21 protein-coding genes are annotated in these 19762 nt (G+C 47.8%); all 21 read left to right on the top strand.

Annotated features, from left to right (window positions below; all coding sequences use genetic code 11):
- A partial coding sequence (locus PMI05_RS08025; RefSeq protein WP_007719731.1) for an SDR family oxidoreductase occupies positions 1–266 on the top strand: 266 nt, incomplete at its 5' end.
- Positions 267–351: 85 nt separating this feature from the next.
- Positions 352–585, top strand: a complete 234-nt coding sequence (acpP, locus tag PMI05_RS08020; protein WP_005834336.1) for an acyl carrier protein — start codon at positions 352–354, stop codon at positions 583–585.
- A gap of 136 nt (positions 586–721) precedes the next feature.
- Positions 722–1963, top strand: coding sequence for a beta-ketoacyl-ACP synthase II (gene fabF, locus PMI05_RS08015; protein ID WP_007719724.1), 1242 nt, complete (start codon positions 722–724; stop codon positions 1961–1963).
- Between the two features lie 54 nt (positions 1964–2017).
- Positions 2018–2704 (top strand): ribonuclease III, encoded by a 687-nt coding sequence (gene rnc / locus PMI05_RS08010; RefSeq protein ID WP_232030391.1) that lies wholly within the window; start codon positions 2018–2020, stop codon positions 2702–2704.
- Between the two features lie 259 nt (positions 2705–2963).
- A complete protein-coding gene (gene smc / locus PMI05_RS08005) occupies positions 2964–6536 on the top strand; it encodes a chromosome segregation protein SMC (RefSeq protein WP_007719721.1) in 3573 nt (1190 codons plus the stop codon).
- Between the two features lie 45 nt (positions 6537–6581).
- Entirely contained in the window at positions 6582–7589 is a 1008-nt protein-coding gene (ftsY, locus tag PMI05_RS08000) for a signal recognition particle-docking protein FtsY (protein ID WP_007719719.1), read from the top strand.
- A gap of 142 nt (positions 7590–7731) precedes the next feature.
- On the top strand, positions 7732–8070 hold the full coding sequence (locus PMI05_RS07995; protein ID WP_007719717.1) for a putative DNA-binding protein: 339 nt from the start codon (positions 7732–7734) through the stop codon (positions 8068–8070).
- A 10-nt stretch (positions 8071–8080) separates the two neighbouring features.
- The gene (gene ffh / locus PMI05_RS07990; protein WP_007719715.1) at positions 8081–9493 is read left to right on the top strand and encodes a signal recognition particle protein; all 1413 of its coding nucleotides are present in this window, start codon (positions 8081–8083) and stop codon (positions 9491–9493) included.
- Positions 9494–9605: 112 nt separating this feature from the next.
- Complete coding sequence (gene rpsP, locus PMI05_RS07985; RefSeq protein WP_007719713.1) at positions 9606–9878, top strand: 30S ribosomal protein S16; 273 nt, start codon at positions 9606–9608, stop codon at positions 9876–9878.
- Positions 9879–9901: 23 nt separating this feature from the next.
- Positions 9902–10129: a KH domain-containing protein gene (locus PMI05_RS07980; RefSeq protein ID WP_007719711.1), complete on the top strand. Its 228-nt coding sequence runs from the start codon at positions 9902–9904 to the stop codon at positions 10127–10129.
- Positions 10130–10215: 86 nt separating this feature from the next.
- Positions 10216–10653 (top strand): YlqD family protein, encoded by a 438-nt coding sequence (locus PMI05_RS07975; RefSeq protein ID WP_007719709.1) that lies wholly within the window; start codon positions 10216–10218, stop codon positions 10651–10653.
- Positions 10650–11177, top strand: coding sequence for a ribosome maturation factor RimM (gene rimM / locus PMI05_RS07970; RefSeq protein WP_039960399.1), 528 nt, complete (start codon positions 10650–10652; stop codon positions 11175–11177). Before PMI05_RS07975 ends, rimM begins: the two co-directional genes overlap by 4 nt.
- Before the next feature lie 12 nt (positions 11178–11189).
- A complete protein-coding gene (gene trmD, locus PMI05_RS07965) occupies positions 11190–11921 on the top strand; it encodes a tRNA (guanosine(37)-N1)-methyltransferase TrmD (protein WP_007719705.1) in 732 nt (243 codons plus the stop codon).
- 166 nt (positions 11922–12087) lie between these two features.
- Positions 12088–12435, top strand: coding sequence for a 50S ribosomal protein L19 (gene rplS / locus PMI05_RS07960; protein ID WP_007719703.1), 348 nt, complete (start codon positions 12088–12090; stop codon positions 12433–12435).
- 135 nt (positions 12436–12570) lie between these two features.
- On the top strand, positions 12571–13134 hold the full coding sequence (gene lepB, locus PMI05_RS07955; protein ID WP_007719701.1) for a signal peptidase I: 564 nt from the start codon (positions 12571–12573) through the stop codon (positions 13132–13134).
- Positions 13135–13162: 28 nt separating this feature from the next.
- Positions 13163–14056 carry a ribosome biogenesis GTPase YlqF gene (gene ylqF, locus PMI05_RS07950; RefSeq protein ID WP_007719698.1) on the top strand — a complete coding sequence of 298 codons (894 nt, stop codon included), beginning with the start codon at positions 13163–13165 and terminating at the stop codon, positions 14054–14056.
- Between the two features lie 85 nt (positions 14057–14141).
- Positions 14142–14918 carry a ribonuclease HII gene (locus tag PMI05_RS07945; RefSeq protein WP_007719697.1) on the top strand — a complete coding sequence of 259 codons (777 nt, stop codon included), beginning with the start codon at positions 14142–14144 and terminating at the stop codon, positions 14916–14918.
- 40 nt (positions 14919–14958) lie between these two features.
- Positions 14959–16851: a hypothetical protein gene (locus PMI05_RS07940; protein WP_007719695.1), complete on the top strand. Its 1893-nt coding sequence runs from the start codon at positions 14959–14961 to the stop codon at positions 16849–16851.
- Positions 16848–17138 (top strand): EscU/YscU/HrcU family type III secretion system export apparatus switch protein, encoded by a 291-nt coding sequence (locus tag PMI05_RS07935; protein WP_007719693.1) that lies wholly within the window; start codon positions 16848–16850, stop codon positions 17136–17138. The genes PMI05_RS07940 and PMI05_RS07935 overlap by 4 nt, the downstream gene beginning before the upstream one ends.
- On the top strand, positions 17138–17515 hold the full coding sequence (locus PMI05_RS07930; protein WP_007719690.1) for a YraN family protein: 378 nt from the start codon (positions 17138–17140) through the stop codon (positions 17513–17515). Before PMI05_RS07935 ends, PMI05_RS07930 begins: the two co-directional genes overlap by 1 nt.
- Positions 17516–17854: 339 nt before the next feature.
- On the top strand, positions 17855–19705 hold the full coding sequence (locus PMI05_RS07920; protein ID WP_007719686.1) for an Ig-like domain-containing protein: 1851 nt from the start codon (positions 17855–17857) through the stop codon (positions 19703–19705).
- Positions 19706–19762 lie beyond the last annotated feature (57 nt).

Genomic DNA, 19762 nt, shown 5'->3' with positions numbered 1-19762 from the left:
CTGGGGTTATTGGCTTGACGAAGACGGCTGCTCGCGAGCTGGCTAGCCGTAACATCACGGTGAATGCTGTTGCACCAGGATTTATTGATACAGAAATGACTGCTGTATTGCCGGAGGATGTCAAAGCAGGACTCACAAGCCAAATTCCGCTTGCCCGCTTGGGACAAACAGATGATATCGCATCTGTAGTGCTGTTCCTGGCATCCGGTGCAGCCAACTACATGACAGGGCAGACCCTGCACGTAGACGGCGGAATGTACATGTAGGAAGAAAACCTCAATCGAGCGTTTTTACGAAAACTGGTTTTTTGAAAGCTCATCCACTATAATACGGGAGAGGGGGTGAAGCAAGATGGCAGATACTTTGGAGCGTGTGAAGAAAATCATCGTCGATCGTCTGGGTGTAGATGAGTCCAAAATTACTTTGGAAGCTTCTTTCAAAGAAGACCTGGGCGCTGACTCCCTGGATGTGGTTGAACTCGTAATGGAACTCGAAGATGAGTTTGATTTAGAGATTTCCGACGAAGATGCTGAAAAGATCACTTCTGTTGGTGAGGTTGTTAAATACATAGAATCTCACAAGTAGGTTGATCTGTTGGAAGTCCCGTACCATACGGGACTTCTCCTTCAATAGCCACCTGTACATAATTCAAAAAGATACACGTTTTGCATGCAGTGAATGTAAGAAGCTGACTGCTGACTTTCATATAGAGGTGATTGCAATGAAACGCAGAGTGGTGATTACTGGCGTTGGTGTCGTTTCTCCAGTTGGGAATGACGCGCAGACTTTCTGGAACAGCTTGCTGGAAGGAAAATCAGGCATTGACCGTGTGGCTGCCTTTGACGCTTCTGATTATCCGACACAAATTGCAGGCGAAGTGAAAAACTTCGATCCTGAGCAGTATATGGACAAGAAAGATATCCGACGTACAGACCGATTCGTTCAGTTTGGATTAGCTGCTGCCAAAATGGCTGTAGAAGATGCAAAACTGGAGATCACGCCAGAAAATGCGGAACGAGTGGGTGTATACATCGGATCCGGAATCGGTGGTCTGACTACATGGGAAGAACAGCATTCCGTATTGTTAGAAAAAGGACCGCGTCGCGTGAGTCCATTCTTCATTCCGATGCTGATTGCAAACATGGCGTCTGGTGCAGTATCCATTCAATACGGTGCAAAAGGACCAACTTCCAGCGCTATTACAGCTTGTGCGACAGGTACAAATGCGATCGGTGATGCGCTGCGTCTGATCCAGTTCGATCACGCAGATGTCATGATCGCAGGTGGCGCAGAAGCAACGGTGCGTCCAATGGCATTTGCAGGCTTTTGCTCAGCGAAAGCGATGTCCACTAGAAACGAGGAGCCGCAAAAAGCAAGCCGTCCGTTTGACCAAGACCGCGATGGCTTCGTAATGGGCGAAGGTGCTGGTGTACTAATCTTGGAAGAGCTTGAGCATGCGAAAAAACGTGGAGCAACGATCATCGCGGAAGTCATTGGCTACGGGATGAGTGCAGATGCTCACCATATTACTTCTCCATCTCCTGGTGGCGAAGGGGCAGCGCGTTGCATGGCAAGCGCACTGAAAGACGCTGGCGTTGACCCAACGGAAGTCCAATATATTAATGCACATGGTACTTCTACTGGCCAAGGAGATATCGCAGAAACACAAGCGATCAAGAGTTTGTTTGGCGAGCATGCATACAAACTGGCTGTCAGCTCGACTAAATCAATGACAGGCCATTTGCTGGGTGCTACTGGTGGTGTCGAAGCAATCGCGACGGCATATGCGCTGCGTGATCAAGTACTGCCTCCAACAATCAACTTGGAAAATCCGGATCCAGAATGTGATCTGGACTATGTTCCGAACCATGCGCGCAAGGCGACCGTCAATGTGGCTGTTTCCAATACATTTGGATTCGGCGGTCACAACGCAACGGTAATCCTGAAGCGATACGAAGCATAAATGAGCCCTACTGATAGAAAAAGTAGGCAGTCTCCTGGAATGGTGGTGAGGGTGATGAATTTTGCACAGCTGCAAGAAATGATAGGCTTTCGCTTTCGTGATGAAAGTGTTTTGCGGCAGGCATTCACCCATTCTTCCTACGTGAACGAGCAACGCGGCAAACGTATATCAGACAATGAGCGGCTAGAGTTTTTGGGGGATGCTGTGCTGGAGTTGACAGTCTCCCAGTTTTTGTATAAAACTTTTCCGAAGATGAGCGAAGGGGAAATGACAAAGCTGCGTGCAGCCATTGTCTGTGAACCTTCTCTCGTTAAGTTTGCTGAACTGTTGAATTTTGGCGATCTCGTATTGCTGGGAAAAGGGGAAGAGCTGACAGGTGGACGTCAGCGACCAGCCTTGCTAGCGGACGTTTTTGAGGCGTTTGTAGGTGCGCTTTACTTGGATCAGGGGTTGGATGCGGTCTTTTCCTTTATGGAAAAATACGTGTACCCGCGCATCGACAAAGGAGAGTTTGCCCAGGTAACCGACTTCAAGAGCCAGTTGCAGGAATTTGTTCAACAAGACAATCTGGGAGACATCCATTACCGAATAGTAGAAGAAAAAGGACCAGCTCATAATCGAGAATTCGTATCTGAGGTGCTTTTGAACAATCGTTCGCTTGGCATCGGCTCTGGCCGCTCCAAAAAAGAAGCGGAACAGCAAGCTGCTGCACGAGCATTGGTCAAGCTGGGGGATAAATAATCACTCGTCAGCGAGAAGGGCTGCATCATCTGCTACAAGATGGTGCAGCTTTTTTCTTTCGGGTGGGAAACATAGGGAAAATACTGCGAGATGACCGCTATCTATGATACACTTACCTACAGATGACCATGTAGGCTCGTAGTAGGTAGCTCCTGTTCGATGCAGGGGCTTCTTTTCGGGTACCATCCGAACCTTGCATGTTTTTAAGTCTGTCAGTTTGGCAGGCAGTCTGGATGGTTTCTTAAGGAGGACCGTACGTATGTATTTGAAACGCCTGGAGCTGGCTGGATTCAAATCCTTTGCCGATCGCACGGAATTGGAATTTGTACCAGGGGTAACAGCCGTAGTGGGACCGAATGGAAGTGGGAAAAGTAACGTTTCTGATTCGATCCGCTGGGTGCTGGGGGAACAGAGCGCGAAGTCGTTGCGTGGAGCGAAAATGGAAGACATTATTTTCGCGGGCAGTGATAAGCGCAAGCCAGTGAATTTCGCAGAAGTGACACTCACCTTGGACAATACAGATCGTTCGCTCGATGTGGAATATTCGGAAGTATCCGTTACCCGCAGAGTGTATCGTTCTGGTGACAGTGAGTACTACATAAACAACAGATCCTGCCGTCTAAAAGACATCATGGAGATGTTCATGGATACCGGGCTGGGTAAAGAAGCGTATTCCATTATTGGTCAAGGAAAAATTGAGGAAATTCTCAGTACCAAGTCCGAGGATCGCCGTGGAATATTTGAAGAAGCAGCCGGAATCGTCAAATACAAAACGCGCAAGCGCGAGGCTGAGAAAAAGCTCGATGACACCGAACAAAACCTGGTGCGTATTCACGATATCGTCAGTGAAATTACAGAGCAGATCGGACCTTTGCAAGAGCAGGCAGAAACAGCCAAGACGTACAAGGAGCTTCATCGCCAGCTGGTTGAGCATGAAGTAGCTCTTTACGTGCAGCAAATTGAAGCAGCTCATACGAAGTGGGAAGCAGCCACAGGACGCGTAGAGGAACTCAAGCATCTGTTAATCGGACAAACGACCGAAGCATCCAAGCAAGAAGCTGATTTGGAGCATGCGCGTTTTCATGTCACCCAAATCGACCAATCTATCGAAGAACTGCAACAAGTACTTTTGACAGTCAGTGAAGAGACCGAGAAAGTCGAAGGACAACGTGAGGTATTGCGGGAGCGTATGCGCAATCTCAATGCCAATCGCCAGCAGACGATGGAGCAGATGCATCGGATTACCGAGAAGCAGCACGGGATTGAGGCCGAACTGGCTGAAGAACAAGAGCGGGCAAAGGAAGCGGATCGCCGAATGACCGAAGCCCACGCTTCGCTGCAAGAAGCAGAAGGTCAATTTTTTTCCATGGTGCAATCACTGACAGATGATGTCGAGCGTTTGAAGAGCGATTACTTCGAAAAGCTTAACGAAATGGCGAATCTGCGCAACGAAAATCGCCATCAAGAGCAGCTTCTCAAGACTAGCGAGGCCAGAGTCGAACGTCAGTTGTCTGGAAAAAAACAGCTGGATGAAGAAGAAGAGCAGCGACTAGCTCAGTTGAGCCAGCTCCAAAATCAGCTGGAGAAGATCGTTTCTACCATTCAAGAAACTGGCATCAGATACAAAGAGCTGGTTGAGGGCATGCGCGAAGGACAAGCACGCCTTGAAACAACTCGTCGAGAGCTGCGCCACTGGGAACAAAAGCGGGAAGCAGCGAAGTCGCGTTTTGACCTGTTAAAAGAAATGCAGTCGGAGTTCGCAGGGTTTCAGCAAGGGGTAAAAGAAATTTTGAAAGCACGCGAGCGGGGCTTCAAAGGAATTCATGGAGCGGTCGCTGAGCTTGTTGTCGTGCCACAGCAGTACGAGACAGCGATGGAAGTCGCATTGGGTGGCGCACTGCAAAACGTCGTCGTGGACAACGAAGCATCCGGTCGTGCAGCCATTGCTCACTTGAAGCAGCACAATGCGGGTAGGGCGACATTTCTTCCGCTCGATGTCATCCGTTCTCGCACCTTGCAGGCAAGCGATAAGCGCCAGCTGGAGGCGGAGAGCGGAGTTGTCGGAATCGCGAGTGAGCTCGTGTCCTTTGAGGAAGCGTACCGACCCATCCTCGAAAGTCTATTGGGCAATGTCATTATTACGGAAAAGCTAGAGCAGGCAAACCGAGTGGCCCGTACGCTTGGCTACCGCTATCGTGTCGTGACGCTGGAAGGCGATATCGTGAATGCTGGCGGTTCCATGACAGGGGGGGCCTTGAAAAAGAACAGCACGAACCTACTTGGACGCAACCGTCAATCAGAAGAGTTGGAAGCACAGCTGGTAGAAATCGACCAGGCAATTTCTGGGCATACTACCCTTATGGAGCAGCTGACGAAGGAATTGACGCAAATGCAGCAGGAGCAAGAATCTCTGCGTACAGAAGGCGAGAGTCTGCGACTGAAAGAACAGGAAGTAAAAGGGCTTTTGCAGCAAAAAGAATCGGAAGGCAGATCCTTGGGCGAGCGAGCAAAGCTTGTTGAACAAGATATTGAAGGCTATCGCCGCGAGATGGAAGAAGCCAAACGCAAGCAAGAGCAGCTGCAAGCCTCTTTGGCTGCCATGGAGCAAGAGGAAAAAGAGCTAGGTGCGCAGATCGCAGAAGCAGAGGCGAAACGCCAAGAGCAGCTCGAATCCAAAGAAGAAATGAATCAAAAAATAACAAGTCTCAAAGTACTGAATGCGCAGGTCAAGCAAGAGTATCAATCACGCTTGGAGCAAACAGAACGCTTGCTTGAGCAAAAAAGCCAATTGCAGCGCGAATGGGAAGAACAAAACGCGAACTTGGCATCTCTTGATGAGCTGGAGCGTACGAACGAATCGTCCGGGCTTGAGCTGGATCAGCGGATTAGCGAATTGCGTCAGGATAAAGACCGTGTAGCTGGCTTGATTCAAGAGCGGCGAAGTGAGCGGGCGACTCTCTTTTACAAACAAGAGCAAGTGGAACAGCAGGTGAAGGAAATCCGCCGCGAGGTCAAATCGCTCGAGGAAAAGCTTCATCAGGAAGAAGTAAAAGTAAACCGTAACGAGGTAGAGCTCGATCATTTGTTGAATAAACTCTCCGAAGAATACGAAATGAGCTACGACCTGGCAAAGCAAAAATATCCGGCACGTGGCGAGATTCAGGAAGAGACACAAGTGGTCAATCGTCTCAAAAAGCAGATTGGGGCACTTGGCACTGTGAATCTTGGCGCGATTGAGGAATATGAGCGCTTGTCCGAGCGTCAGCAGTTCTTAAGCTCGCAGGAAGCTGATTTGAATGAAGCAAAAGACATGCTCTATCAAGTGATCCAAGAAATGGACGCAGAGATGTCGCGCCGCTTCAAAGAAACATTTGATGCGATCTCGGAGCAGTTCCGCGACGTATTTGTCCAACTGTTTGGAGGAGGACGAGCAGATCTTGTACTCTCCAATCCAGATAATTTGCTTGAGACGGGCATCGATATTGTGGCGCAGCCACCTGGCAAGAAGCTGCAAAATCTTGCGCTCTTATCCGGGGGCGAACGCGCTTTGACTGCGATGGCCTTGCTATTTGCCATCCTGCGTGTGAAACCAGTACCATTCTGTGTATTGGATGAGGTAGAAGCCGCTTTGGATGAGGCAAACGTTAACCGTTTCGCCGAGTACATGCACCATTTCAGTAACCAGACACAGTTTATTTGCGTCACGCACAGAAAAGGCACAATGGAGAGCGCAGACGTGCTATACGGTATTACGATGCAAGAGGGCGGCGTGTCCAAACTCGTCTCCGTGAAGCTGGAGGACAGCGACAAGTTTATCGAATCAGCCTCTTAAACGGATTTGCCATTCAATTGATACTACCCGCAAAGGAAGATGAACATGAGTTTTTTCAAGCGCCTTCGTGATGCTATTGTCCAAAAGTCCGAAGAGGTCACCCAGAAGTTTACGGATGGTCTGGCTAAAACGAGAGACCTGTTAGTAGAAAAAGTAGAGGATTTAGTACGTCGCTACAAAAAGATCGACGATGACTTTTTCGATGAATTAGAGGAAATTTTGATTACATCCGATGTGGGCGTCAATACCGTGATGGAGCTCATTGACGACCTGCGGACAGAAGTGCGCAAGCAAAAAATTGAGAATGCGATCGACCTGCACCCGATTCTCTCAGAAAAACTGGTTGCCCTTTTGAAAAATGATGATGCGGCGGATACGACTCTGAACGTAGAGGACGGTCGTCTGAACGTCATTTTGTTCGTAGGGGTAAACGGAGTAGGGAAAACGACCACAATCGGTAAAATGGCACATATGTTCAAGCAGCAAAATAAAAAAGTGCTGTTGGCAGCAGGTGACACGTTCCGTGCAGCAGCGATTGAACAGCTAGAGGTTTGGGGAGAGCGTGTAGGAGTTGACGTAATCAAGCAGCAGCAAGGCTCTGATCCAGCTGCAGTGATCTACGATGCGATTCAGGCAGCGAAATCCCGACAGGTTGATGTGCTGTTGTGCGATACCGCAGGCCGTTTGCAAAATAAAGTCAATCTGATGGAAGAGCTGGCGAAGGTACACCGCGTATTGCAACGTGAATTGCCAGGAGCTCCGCACGAGGTCTTGCTAGTTTTGGACGCTACGACTGGGCAAAATGCGCTTTCGCAGGCGAAAACGTTTGGACAGTCTGCTGGTGTAACAGGTTTAGTCCTGACCAAGCTGGATGGTACAGCAAAGGGCGGTATCGTTATTGCGATTCGCAACGAGCTGAACATTCCAGTGAAATACGTCGGGTTGGGCGAAAGAATGGATGACTTGCAGCAGTTTGATCCTGAGCAATTTGTTCATGCGCTGTTTGCTGGATTGATCCAAAAAGATGAAACAGAAGAGCAGGAAAATGCGTAAAACATAGTGTTTCGAAGATAAAAAAATGATGTCAATAAAAAACCTTGACACTAGGTGTGGAATTAGGTACTATAATCTACGTGCTGTAAAGAAAAAGCCTTTACAGTTTGAAACGAGTACCTCATAGCAAAGGATTGGTTTCATGTTAGAAAAGACCAATCAAGTCAATCTCTTGTTTGACTTTTACGCGCCGCTACTCAAGGGCAAGCAGCGAGAATATCTTGAGCTGTATTATCTGGACGATTTATCGCTCGGAGAAATTGCCGAGATGCATGAGGTCAGCCGCCAAGCTGTTTATGATCATATCAAGCGGGCAGAGAAGCAACTGTTTGAATACGATCAGAAGCTTTGCCTCGCTGAGCGTCATGAAAATCGCATGAACGTGTTGAATCGCATGAACGAACTTGTAAGTGAGCTTTCGGAGAGCGAGACAAGAGACGAGCTGAACACTTTGCTCCACCAACTGTCAGAGATGGATTAGGAGGGCTCGCATGGCGTTTGAGAGCTTAGCCAATCGGCTGCAAAACGCGTTTGACAAACTGCGCGGCAGAGGGAAAATAGACGAGACCATCGTAAATGAAGCGATGCGTGAAGTTCGTTTGGCCCTGCTGGAAGCAGACGTTAACTTTAAAGTAGTAAAAGACTTCGTTGCTCGTGTCAAGGAGCGCGCAGTCGGTCAGGAAGTCATGAAAAGCCTGACGCCTGGTCAAATGGTGATCAAGATCGTGAATGAAGAGCTGGTCGCTCTGATGGGTGGCAACGTCGCTCAGCTCACGATGGCGCACCGCCCGCCGACCGTCATCATGATGGCAGGTCTGCAAGGGGCAGGTAAAACGACCACAACCGGTAAGCTGGCCAAGTATTTGCAAAAGCAAAACCGCAAGCCGCTTCTGGTAGCGGGAGACATTTACCGTCCTGCTGCGATCAAGCAGCTTCAGGTTTTAGGGGACCAACTCAATGTTCCCGTCTTCACTCTCGGTGATCAAGTCAGTCCTGTCGAAATCGCTCGCCAAGCGATTGAACACGCGAAGACGAATCATCTCGACGTAGTCCTCATCGATACCGCAGGTCGCCTGCATATTGACGAAGCACTAATGGACGAGTTGAAGCAGATTCGCGAGGTAACCAAGCCCGATGAGATTTTGCTCGTCGTGGACTCGATGACAGGTCAAGATGCCGTCAATGTAGCAGAGAGCTTTAATAGCCAGCTCGAACTGACTGGTGTGGTTCTCACGAAGCTAGACGGTGATACCCGAGGCGGTGCGGCACTGTCCGTCAAAGCTGTCACTGGCAAGCCGATCAAATTCGCGGCGATGGGTGAAAAGCTGGATGCGCTCGAACCGTTCCATCCGGATCGTATGGCTTCCCGTATTTTAGGTATGGGGGACGTACTCAGCCTGATTGAAAAAGCACAGGCATCCGTGGATGAAGACAAAGCACGCGATATGGAACGCCAAATGCGTCAAGGTGAGTTTACCTTCGACATGTTCTTGGATTCCATGCAGCAGCTTCGCAACTTGGGTCCTTTTGAAGACATTCTCGGCATGCTGCCAGGAATGAACAAGATGAAGGGCAAAATGAACGTGGATGAGAAGCAGATTGCCCGCGTTGAAGCGATCGCCAAATCCATGACCAAACAAGAGCGCGCTAATCCTGATTTATTGAATGCCAACCGTCGCAAGCGCATCGCAAGCGGAAGCGGAACGAGTATTCAAGAAGTCAATCGCTTCCTCAAGCAGTTCGAGGAAATGAAAAAGATGATGAAGCAATTCTCAGGCGCTGCTGACAAGATGGTCAAGAAGTCGAAGAAAAAAGGCTTCGGATTACCTTTCATGGGCAAAGGCGGAGGTAACAACCAAGGCGGCATGAACTTCCCTTTTAATTTCAAGCCACCGTTCAAGTAAGTAGGCATGATCTCTCGCGACACTGACTTGTCAGATGGACGCGATGGTTCAGATATAGTAGCACCAACGCAGATGTTCTTCTAGCGTTGATTAATACAGGAGGTGACACAACATGGCAGTAAAAATCCGTCTGAAGCGTATGGGTTCCAAGAAAGCTCCTTTCTACCGTGTAGTAGTAGCTGACTCCCGTTCCCCACGCGATGGCCGTTTCATTGAAGAAATCGGTTACTACAATCCGGTTGCACAACCGGCAGTGGTGAAAATTGATACCGACAAAGCGGTACAATGGATCCTGAATGGTGCAGCTCCAACTGATACCGTTCGTAACCTTCTCTCCAAAGAAGGCGTTATGGCTAAAGTGCACGAAACCAAATACGGCAAGTAAGTCGGTCATCTGGAGGTTTGATGATGAAAGCGCTGGTCGAAACGATCGCTAAAGCTCTCGTCGATCATCCGAATGAGGTTCGTGTTAACGCAGTGGACAAAGAGCGAACTCTCGTCTTTGAATTGTCTGTGCACCCTGATGATATGGGGAAGATTATTGGCAAGCAAGGTCGAATCGCGAAAGCCCTGCGCACGGTCGTGATCGCCGCATCCGTGGAAACGGACAAGCGTGTCACGGTTGAAATTGTATGAGAAAAGGCTGGGAGCTTTCCCAGTCTTTTTTCTAGTATCCAAGATGCTCAAAAACCATGATGGTTTTTCCGAAAGGAGTGGCGAAGGTGCTTACTATATTTCGGACGGTACAGGTTAAACTGATCATTACGGAAGCATCACGGGCTGCTCTCATTGATCAGTATAGCCAACGACTTCGTTTGCAGCGTAAAGAGTGGGAGCAGTGGCAGTTTCAATCGAAAAAGCTATTAACCGAGGCGAAGAAAAAGTCTGCGGATACATATGCGTTGGCGCAGGAAAAAATCGCGCAGGAAGAGCGTCGACGCAAGGAAAAGATAGATCATCTGACATATACCCTCCAGCAGGTAGAAAATCTCCCAGAGGGAAGCGAGATCGATTACCAGACTGTTCAAAGCCCTGTCACGATTCAAGAGGGCGATGTATGGGATGAAATTATGTCCGGAACGGAAATCATGATAAAAGATGGTCTGGTACATGAGATTCGGTTACAAACGAAAAATGGGAACAAAGAAAAGGAGGAATGAACACGTTGAGCCAAAATAGTTTTTACGGAGTAGGTAAACTGGTTAATACGCATGGCCTGCGTGGTGAAGTACGTGTAACACCAACAACTGACTTTCCAGATCAGCGTTTTCGCAAAGGAAATGAGCTGTACTTGTTCCATCCGACACTCAGTGAGCCGCTAAAATTGAAAATCGCTTCCCGTCGCCCGCATAAAAACTTTGAGATCGTGAGCTTTCATGGCTTTGAGCATATTAACGATATCGAAAAGTACAAGGGCGGAGAGTTGAAGATTCCAGCGGAAGCGCTGATGGAATTAGAAGAGGACGAGTTCTACATTCATCAGCTCGTCGGTTGCGTCGTAGTAACTGACGAGGGCGAAGAACTGGGGGAAATCGTGGATGTCATGCAGCCAGGAGCAAACGATGTGTGGGTAGTGAAGGGAAACCGCGGAGAAATCTTGCTGCCGTATATCGATGAATGCATCAAGGAAGTGGACATCGCGAACAAACGTGTGGTCTGCCATCTGATGGAAGGCTTGTTGTAGGAGGAACTTCAGATGCGGATCGATATTTTCACGCTCTTTCCCGAAATGTTTACAGGTGTTTTATCCAGCAGTATTTTGGGAAAGGCAAGCGAAAAAGAACTGGTTGATTTTCACGTCACCAATTTTCGCGATTTCTCTGAGAGCAAGCACGGGACGGTTGACGACACCCCTTATGGTGGTGGCGGTGGAATGGTTTTGAAGCCAGAGCCGTTGTTCCGGGCCGTAGAAGGCTTGTCAGGAGAGAAAAAACCTCGAGTGATTCTGATGTGTCCACAGGGTGTACCTTATCATCAAAAGCTTGCAGAAGAGTTAGCGCAAGAAGAGCACCTTGTCTTCATTTGCGGTCATTATGAAGGGTACGACGAGCGAATTCGGGAGCATCTCGTCACAGATGAAATCTCGATTGGCGATTACGTCCTGACTGGGGGAGAGCTTGCAGCGATGGTGGTCATTGACAGTGTCGTTCGTTTGCAACCAGGGGCTTTGGGAAACCAGACTTCAGCTGTTGAAGACTCCTTTTCAACAGGACTGCTGGAATACCCTCATTACACAAGACCGGCTGAGTTTCGCAGCTGGAAAGTGCCAGACGTACTGTTGTCAGGGCACCACGCCAATATTGAAAGCTGGCGATTAAAAGAATCGCTGCGTCGAACAAAAGCACGGCGTCCAGATTTGTTGGAAAAGCTGGCGCTGACAGATGAAATGAAAAAGCTATTGGCTGAATTGGAGCAAGAAAAAAAGTAGGGAACAAATAGGAGAAGAACCTTGTAGTTTTGTGCCTACTGTGTTAATATATTTCTTGTGGCAATTTTGCCCGCTGACTAAGGCGGTCCGCTACTCGTAACGCAGCCAAGCGGCTGGACCTACGGGTTAGACGAGTAAGAACGTCTATCGGAAGGAGGAAATTCAAATGAACCAAATTATCCGTGAACTGGAAAAAGCGCAATTGAAACAGGACATTCCTGCGTTCCGACCTGGTGACACTGTTCGTGTACACGTTAAGGTTATCGAGGGTCAGCGTGAGCGTATCCAGCTGTTCGAAGGCGTATGCATTCGCCGTCGCGGTACAGGTGTTAGCGAAACATTTACAGCTCGTAAGATTTCTTACGGCGTAGGTGTTGAGCGTACATTCCCAGTACACACGCCTAAGATCGACAAGATCGAAATCGTGCGTCATGGTAAAGTACGTCGTGCGAAACTGTACTATCTGCGCGATCGCGTAGGTAAAGCAGCTCGTATTAAAGAAATTCGTCGATAAGCGTAACGCTTAGAAAGAGGACTGGCCTGCTTGCCAGGCCTCTTTTTTCCATTTAACGATCTTGAAATAAAATAGTTCATCTTGACATATGTTACAGCTAAGGTTGGACGAGCTTTCATGGGAGGATCGTAAGTCATGAGCGAAGAAATTACCTCCAGTCATAAGAAGAAAAATGAACTATGGGAATGGATAAAGGCACTTGGGATCGCTTTAGTCTTGGCGTTTCTCATACGTACCTTTTTGTTCGCCCCGTTTATTGTAGAAGGCGAATCCATGGAAAGTACATTACATAATAGCGAAAAATTAGTTGTGAACAAGGCGATTTATTTTTTGCAAGATCCGAAGCCTAGTGAAATCATCGTGTTCCATGCTGAAAAGGAACGAGATTACATCAAGAGAGTCATTGCTGTTGAGGGTGATACAGTAGAGGTCAAAAGCGATCAGCTGCTGGTCAATGGCAAAGTGGTAGAGGAACCGTATCTTGCACAATTCAAAGAACAAGCGAAGCAGCAGGGAGAGCCGTTCTTTACCCACGATTTTCCCCCGGTCCAAATACCAGCAGACCATATCTTTGTGATGGGCGACAACAGGCTGAACAGTCATGACAGTAGAGCCATCGGTCCTGTTGCCGTCAGTACGGTTGTTGGTAGAGCTGAATTCACTTTTTGGCCGGTTGCGGGAATTCGCTTGACTAGATAACGCAAAGCTTCAAGGTAGGTGAGACATCATGACGATCCAATGGTTTCCTGGCCATATGGCTAAAGCACGTCGTCAAGTAACGGAAAAGCTGAAGTTAATCGATGTAGTCATTGAGCTTCTCGATGCACGTCTGCCGCTTTCCAGCCGTAATCCGATGATTGATGAGATTGTCAGTGATAAACCACGTTTGATATTACTTAACAAAGCAGATTTGGCGGATGAACGGGCAACAGATGAGTGGATTGCTTATTTTCGCAAACAAGGCATTCGCACATTGCCGATTGATGCCCTGAGTGGAAAAGGTGTCAGCAAGCTGCCAGAAATGTGTAAGGAGCTAGCTGCTGACATGCTGGCAAAGCGCAGTGAGCGGGGGATGCAAGGTCGTGCCATCCGTATTATGATTTTGGGAATCCCCAATGTCGGCAAGTCTTCCCTCATTAACCGCTTGTCCAAGCGCTCGGTAGCGGCAACAGGTGATCGTCCAGCGGTAACCAAGGCGCAACAATGGGTAAAAATGGGCGATACACTAGAGCTTCTTGATACGCCTGGTATTCTTTGGCCAAAATTTGAAGATCAGATGGTAGGTCTGCGATTGGCGGCAAGTGGGGCAATTAAAGACGAGCTCATCGATTTTACGGAGGTAGCATTATTTGTTATCAGCTACATGATGCACTACTATCCGGAACGCCTGATCGAACGCTTCAAGCTAAAAGAATTGCCTGAGGATCGAGTAGAAATGCTTGAAGAAATCGGGAAGAAGCGTGGATGCCTCGTTTCTGGCGGAAATATCGACTACGACAAGGCAGCGGAAATTTTCCTGCGTGAGCTGCGTTCCGGCAAGCTGGGAACGATCTCTGTCGAGCGCCCGATTGACTGGGAAATGGACGAACCGATCGGTAAGCCAGTATCTTTTCCAGAATAAGCTTTCCAGCCATCAAAAACCTGTCTATCGATATATACGGTAGGCAGGTTTTTTACTATGAGGATCGGTAAGGAGAAATGAGTCAATGAATCTAGCGGATATGTCGATAAAAGAAATACGAGTGACGATGGAAAAGTTGGACGAGGTACCCAAAGATTTTTTACAATTGCTGAAAGAAGATAAAAGAGCGGGTGTACAGGCTCTAGCGAAGCAGGTGGAAGCAGCGATTGCGCGTCAAGAAAAGCTCGCACAGATGTGGGCTGACATGACCGTATATGAGAAAGCCATGTTTGAGAAGGGGCATCAGTACATATTCGGAGTTGATGAGGTCGGAAGAGGACCATTGGCTGGTCCAGTTGTCGCGTGTGCCGTGTGCCTGCCCAAGGATTTTTACTTGCCAGGCCTGAATGACTCGAAGAAGATACCTGTATCCACTAGAGAAGCTTTTTGCGAAATCATTCAAAGAGATGCACTTGCTGTGGGAATCGGAATTGTCGATGCAGCAAGAATCGATGCGATCAATATATTGGCTTCTACAAAAGAGGCGATGAAGCTGGCGATCCAACAGGCAGGTAAATCTCCAGATGCTTTACTGATTGACGCTGTGCAGCTAACCGGAATGGATTGCGAGCAGGTTCCGATTATCGGGGGAGATGCCAAGAGTGTCTCGATTGCAGCCGCATCGATCGTAGCGAAAGTCACCCGCGATCGATTGATGGCCCAGTATGCCGAACAATATCCAGGCTATGGCTTTGACAAACATGCAGGCTACGGCACCCCTGAGCATCTGGCAGCAATCGCTCGATTTGGACCTACACCGATTCATCGCAAGACATTCACTGGCGTAAAAGAACACGCCTAAAAAGTGCTAGTAACATATTGCCTACAGGAGGAGGATCTGCATGTTTTCCCCGTCGCAACTTATTCAATCATTCGTGCAAAAAGCACCCATATCCGCTCCGAAGCCGGTTGAGCTTACTCCCGGACAAGTGTTTAAAGGCACGGTAATCAAGCATTACCCGGACAATATGGCGCTCGTACAAGTCGGGGGAATGCAGGTTCAGGCGAAAATGGAAGCAAGTCTGGAACCGGGCCAGAAAGCTTGGCTGCAAGTCCAACCATCAACAGGTGTCGTCACGTTGAAGGTTTTGGAAAGCGTCGGTGAAGGAGCTGGCAAAGACGCATCTCTAGAAGGGCTAATGCGGTCACTAGGGATTGCCGATACAAAAGAGAACAAAGCGATCGTGCAAGCTCTGCTTGGTGCCAATCTTCCTGTGAATAAGGAAACGATACAAGCTTTTTCAGCCGTGGCTGGGCGATTAGGAGTAGACAATGCCACTATTGAGGCATTCATGACTGCCATGAAACGAAATTTGCCACTGTCTCCCGATACAATCGCAGGGCTCAAAGCTTTTTTATCGGACAAGCCAATGGGGCAGCTCATGCAAAACCTGCTGCAGCAAGCCTCGCTCTTTTTAGAGGGAGAGGGCCAGCCTTCACAGCCGACAGGGCAGGTGCCTCAAAGCCAATCACAGCAAGTCCCCGGACAAGCTAATGCAGCAACGGGAGATGTCAAACAGCTTGTTAGTCAGTTAAAAGAAAAGTTGACGGGACTCTCTTTCCTTATCGTGGGGAACGATGCTACAGACGAGGGACTGGCGATCAAACAAATGCGACAAGGGAATCAGCCCAATCAAGCTGCTTCGCAGAACGCGACTGGAGGAAGCCAGACTCAGCCGCTGCCTGGGCAGAGCGGTCAGCCTTCATCGCAAGTGCAAACATCACCCCAACCAGCAATGCAGGCTTTCAGTACCATAGCATCGCCATCACAAGCTGTTTTGTCAACTGTTTCCACTGAGACAGCCCCTGCACCAAACATCGCCGGTAAGCAGGTGGAATCGCAGCAAAACACCATGACCGGAAAGAGTAATCAGGTGCTGCCTAACCAGACCAGTGGTCCAAGTATCGAGTCAAAAATTGCTCGAAACGAGCCATTGCCTACTCCTCAGTCATTACAGATGAATCAGGACACGGTCCAAAACAAGCAGATGGCAGAGCAAAGGGCCGTAGTGACAGATGTGGGGCAAAAAGTCATTCCACAAATGATGTCTCAAGCATCTAGTGCAGCGAATGGAGCCACAGCTGCTAACCCGATTGCTGAATTGTTTCGTCATTTAGGCGTAACCCACGAGAGAGAATTGATGGGACAGGCACTTTCACAGGGGGCAATCGATTCCCATTCATTAAAGCAGATGGATACAGTCAAATCCCTCTTGCTGCAAATCAGTCAAGCACCAGCTCAGGCACTTCCAACCGCCTTGCGTGAAGCTGCAGATCAACTGCTGCAACAAGTGACCGGACAACAGTTGATGATGGTACAGCCCTCTAACCAAGCTTTGTCTCAAATCGTTATGCAAATTCCGATTCGCCAAGCAGAAGGGGATGAGACGGCTTTTGTCCAAATTGAGTCGAAAAAGAAAGGCTCTGGACAGCTTGATCCGGAGAACTGCCGGCTGTTCTTTCATTTGGAACTCCAAAGTATGGGGACAACCATGATTGATGTAAGTATCGTGAATCGAATCGTTAACCTGCAAATTTTTAACGATACGCCATGGGTGGAAGCACTCATTCAAGGGTCCAAGGATCGTTTTGCTGACCAATTACAGGACGTTGGTTATCATCTTTCGGCTATGCGTGTCCAGCCAGTCCCGGCCGAGCGCGGCAAGTCAATAAGTCCGATTCAAACCAAAGGCCCCATCCTGGCTGACTATAAAGGGGTTGACCTTCGCATATGAAGCCGCCATCCTCTTCAGAGCAAAAACGCAAACAGGCAGTTGCGCTAAAATACCAGGCGGGTACCATGGAAGCGCCAAAAATTGTGGCAAAAGGCAAGGGATACGTGGCTGACAATATACTGAAGACAGCTAAGGAGCATGATATACCGGTACAAGAGGACCCATCACTCGTAGAGGTTTTGGGCAAGCTGGATTTGGATCAACAAATTCCTCCGGAGCTGTATCAAGTTGTGGCAGAAATCCTTGCTTTTGTCTATCGCATCGATAAAGGCGGAGGCCCCAAATAATGAGCGATCGCCGCCGTCTTCTTGGTCAAAGAGGAGAACAGCTTGCTGAAAGCTTTTTAGTGAACAAGGGTTTCCGCATTGTCGATCGAAATGTTCGAACAAAACGTGGGGAAATGGATTTGATTGCTCTAGACGGAAATTGCTTGGTTTTCATTGAGGTTCGAACGAGGAGCAGCCAATTTTTTGGAACAGCAGGCGAGTCCATTACTTGGAAGAAGAAACAGAAGCTGCGTGAGCTTGCCATCGAATACTTGCAAAAAACCTCACAGCCAATCCCTGCTTTTCGTTTTGATGTCATCGGGATATACACGGGTACATCTACGCAAGGTGGAGACTTCATGAAGCCGGTCATTGAGCATTATGAGAGTGCTTTCTAGGAAAAACGGGCTCTTGACCACGAATATATTGGGGATACGTCTACAGCATCAGTCGCAGAGCCAGCGTACTATGTACTGTACTCGACGCGATGAAACTCCTCCAAGCATCAATATCCGCTTTCCGGCTCAAAGCTGGAAAGCATTTTTTTTTGATGAAACGGATCGATTCGATTCGTACAGACAAGCCCATAACTAGTATCATTTTTGCTTTTAAATCCGGGATATCGACAAATGTTTGAAATGAAAACAAATGTTTTTCAAAAAAATAGCCATTTTGGTGTGACATTTTTCCATCTCATTCGTCAATAGAAGTATAGGATATAATTTGGAGGTAAAAACATGAAAAAGATTAAGAACAGTTTAATGAAAAACGTCTCCTTAGCGGTAGCAACTATTTGTACTGTTCAGTTTTCAGTTACAGGCATTGCTTCTGCACAAGTAGCGACACCAAAATCTATTGAAGCTTATAGCGTGGTAGCAAGCTCAGTCTCCAATGGCTTGAAAGCAAGCGTAGGTTCAGTGAACGTCACGATTGGGGATTCAGAAACCATTCGCCTTACTTATAATGGCAGCCCTATCGATAACGCATTGGTAGATTGGGAAATTGGCAGCTCCAGCATCGCTTCTGTCAGCAATGGAGTTGTACACGGTAAGAAAGTAGGAACGACTGTTGTTACTGCTAGATACAACGGTTATCGTGCTACAGTTAGAGTAACTGTCGACAGAGCTCAGACTTTGGAAGCAACAAAAACAGAGGTTTCTGTTAAAAAAGGCAAAAAAACAAACGTTAGTTTGAAATTTGCGGGCAGCAGTCTCCCTGGGTCAAGAGCGACTTGGAAAACCGCGGATAAAACTGTCGCAACTGTTGACGATGGTGAAATTAAAGGTGTAGGCGAAGGCAGCACTGTCATTACTGCTAGCTACAAAGACCAAGAGGTAGAAATCCGCGTTGATGTTGAAGGCGGAAATTCAGACGGTAAGCTGGAAGCAGATGTTACCAAACTGAAATTGGAAAAAGGCGATAAAGAAACCATTAAGTTGACATATGACGACGATAAACTTTCTGGTTCAAAAGCAACCTGGAAGACTTCGAAGTCCTCTGTAGCAACCGTAAACGATGATGGTGTCGTTACTGCAAAAGGCAAAGGTACAGCAACGATTACTGCAAAATACAAAGGCTACGAAGTAGAAATTGAAGTTTACGTAGATACTGACAGTTCTGGTAAACTGGAAGCAGATGAAACCAGCATCTCTTTGAAAAAAGGCGACAGAGACACAATTCAACTAACTTATGATGATGAAAAACTGTCTGGATCAAAAGCAACCTGGAAAACATCTAACTCCAGCGTGGCAAGTGTTGATGACGGTGTCGTTACGGCAAAAGGCCAAGGAACAGCTACCATTACAGCATCATACAAAGGCGATAAAGTCGAAATTCGTGTAAAGGTTGATTACAACAACTCTGGTAAACTAGAAGTAAACGACAGCACGATCTCCCTGAAAAAAGGGGAAAGAGAAACCGTAACATTGAAATATGATGGTTCCAGCATCAGTAACTCGAGTGCATCTTGGTCCACATCCCGGTCCTCAATAGCAACAGTAAGCAGCTCTGGTACGATTACAGCAACAGGTAAAGGTAAAGCTACCATTACCGCTCAATACAGAGGCGAAAAAGTAGAAATTGAAGTGACTGTCGATAGCTCCTCAGGAATGCTGGAAGCAGACGATACGAGCGTCACCTTGAAAAAAGGCGAGAGAGAAACTGTAAAACTGAGATATGATGGCGACACAATTAGCAATTCAAAAGCATCATGGAAAACCTCTAAATCTTCTGTAGCAACCGTTACCAGCAGTGGTACGATTACAGCAAAAGGTAAAGGGACAGCAGTCATTACAGCTACGTATAAAGGCGAAAAAGTTGAAATTGAAGTAAAAGTTGACAGCAAGAGCTCAGGCAAGCTGGAAGCAGATGACACAAGCATTACCATTAAAAAGGGTGACTCCGAAAAGATCAAACTCACCTATGATGGCGATGACATCAGCAGCTCTAAAGCAAAATGGAAGTCTAATAAATCTTCCGTAGCTTCAGTATCCAGCAGCGGTTCGGTAAAAGGTAAAAAGAAAGGTAAGGCCACTATTACAGCTGAATACAAAGGCTATGAAGTGGAAATCGAAGTAACAGTAAAATAATGGATGACAGGAAACTCGCTGAATCTTAATTGGTTCAGCGAGTTTTTTTCCAAGAGA

It is taken from the genome of Brevibacillus sp. BC25 (genome assembly GCF_000282075.1).
GTDB lineage: Bacteria > Bacillota > Bacilli > Brevibacillales > Brevibacillaceae > Brevibacillus.
The sequence above is the reverse complement of the archived record's forward strand: the minus strand, read 5'-3'. Positions and strand labels throughout refer to the sequence as shown.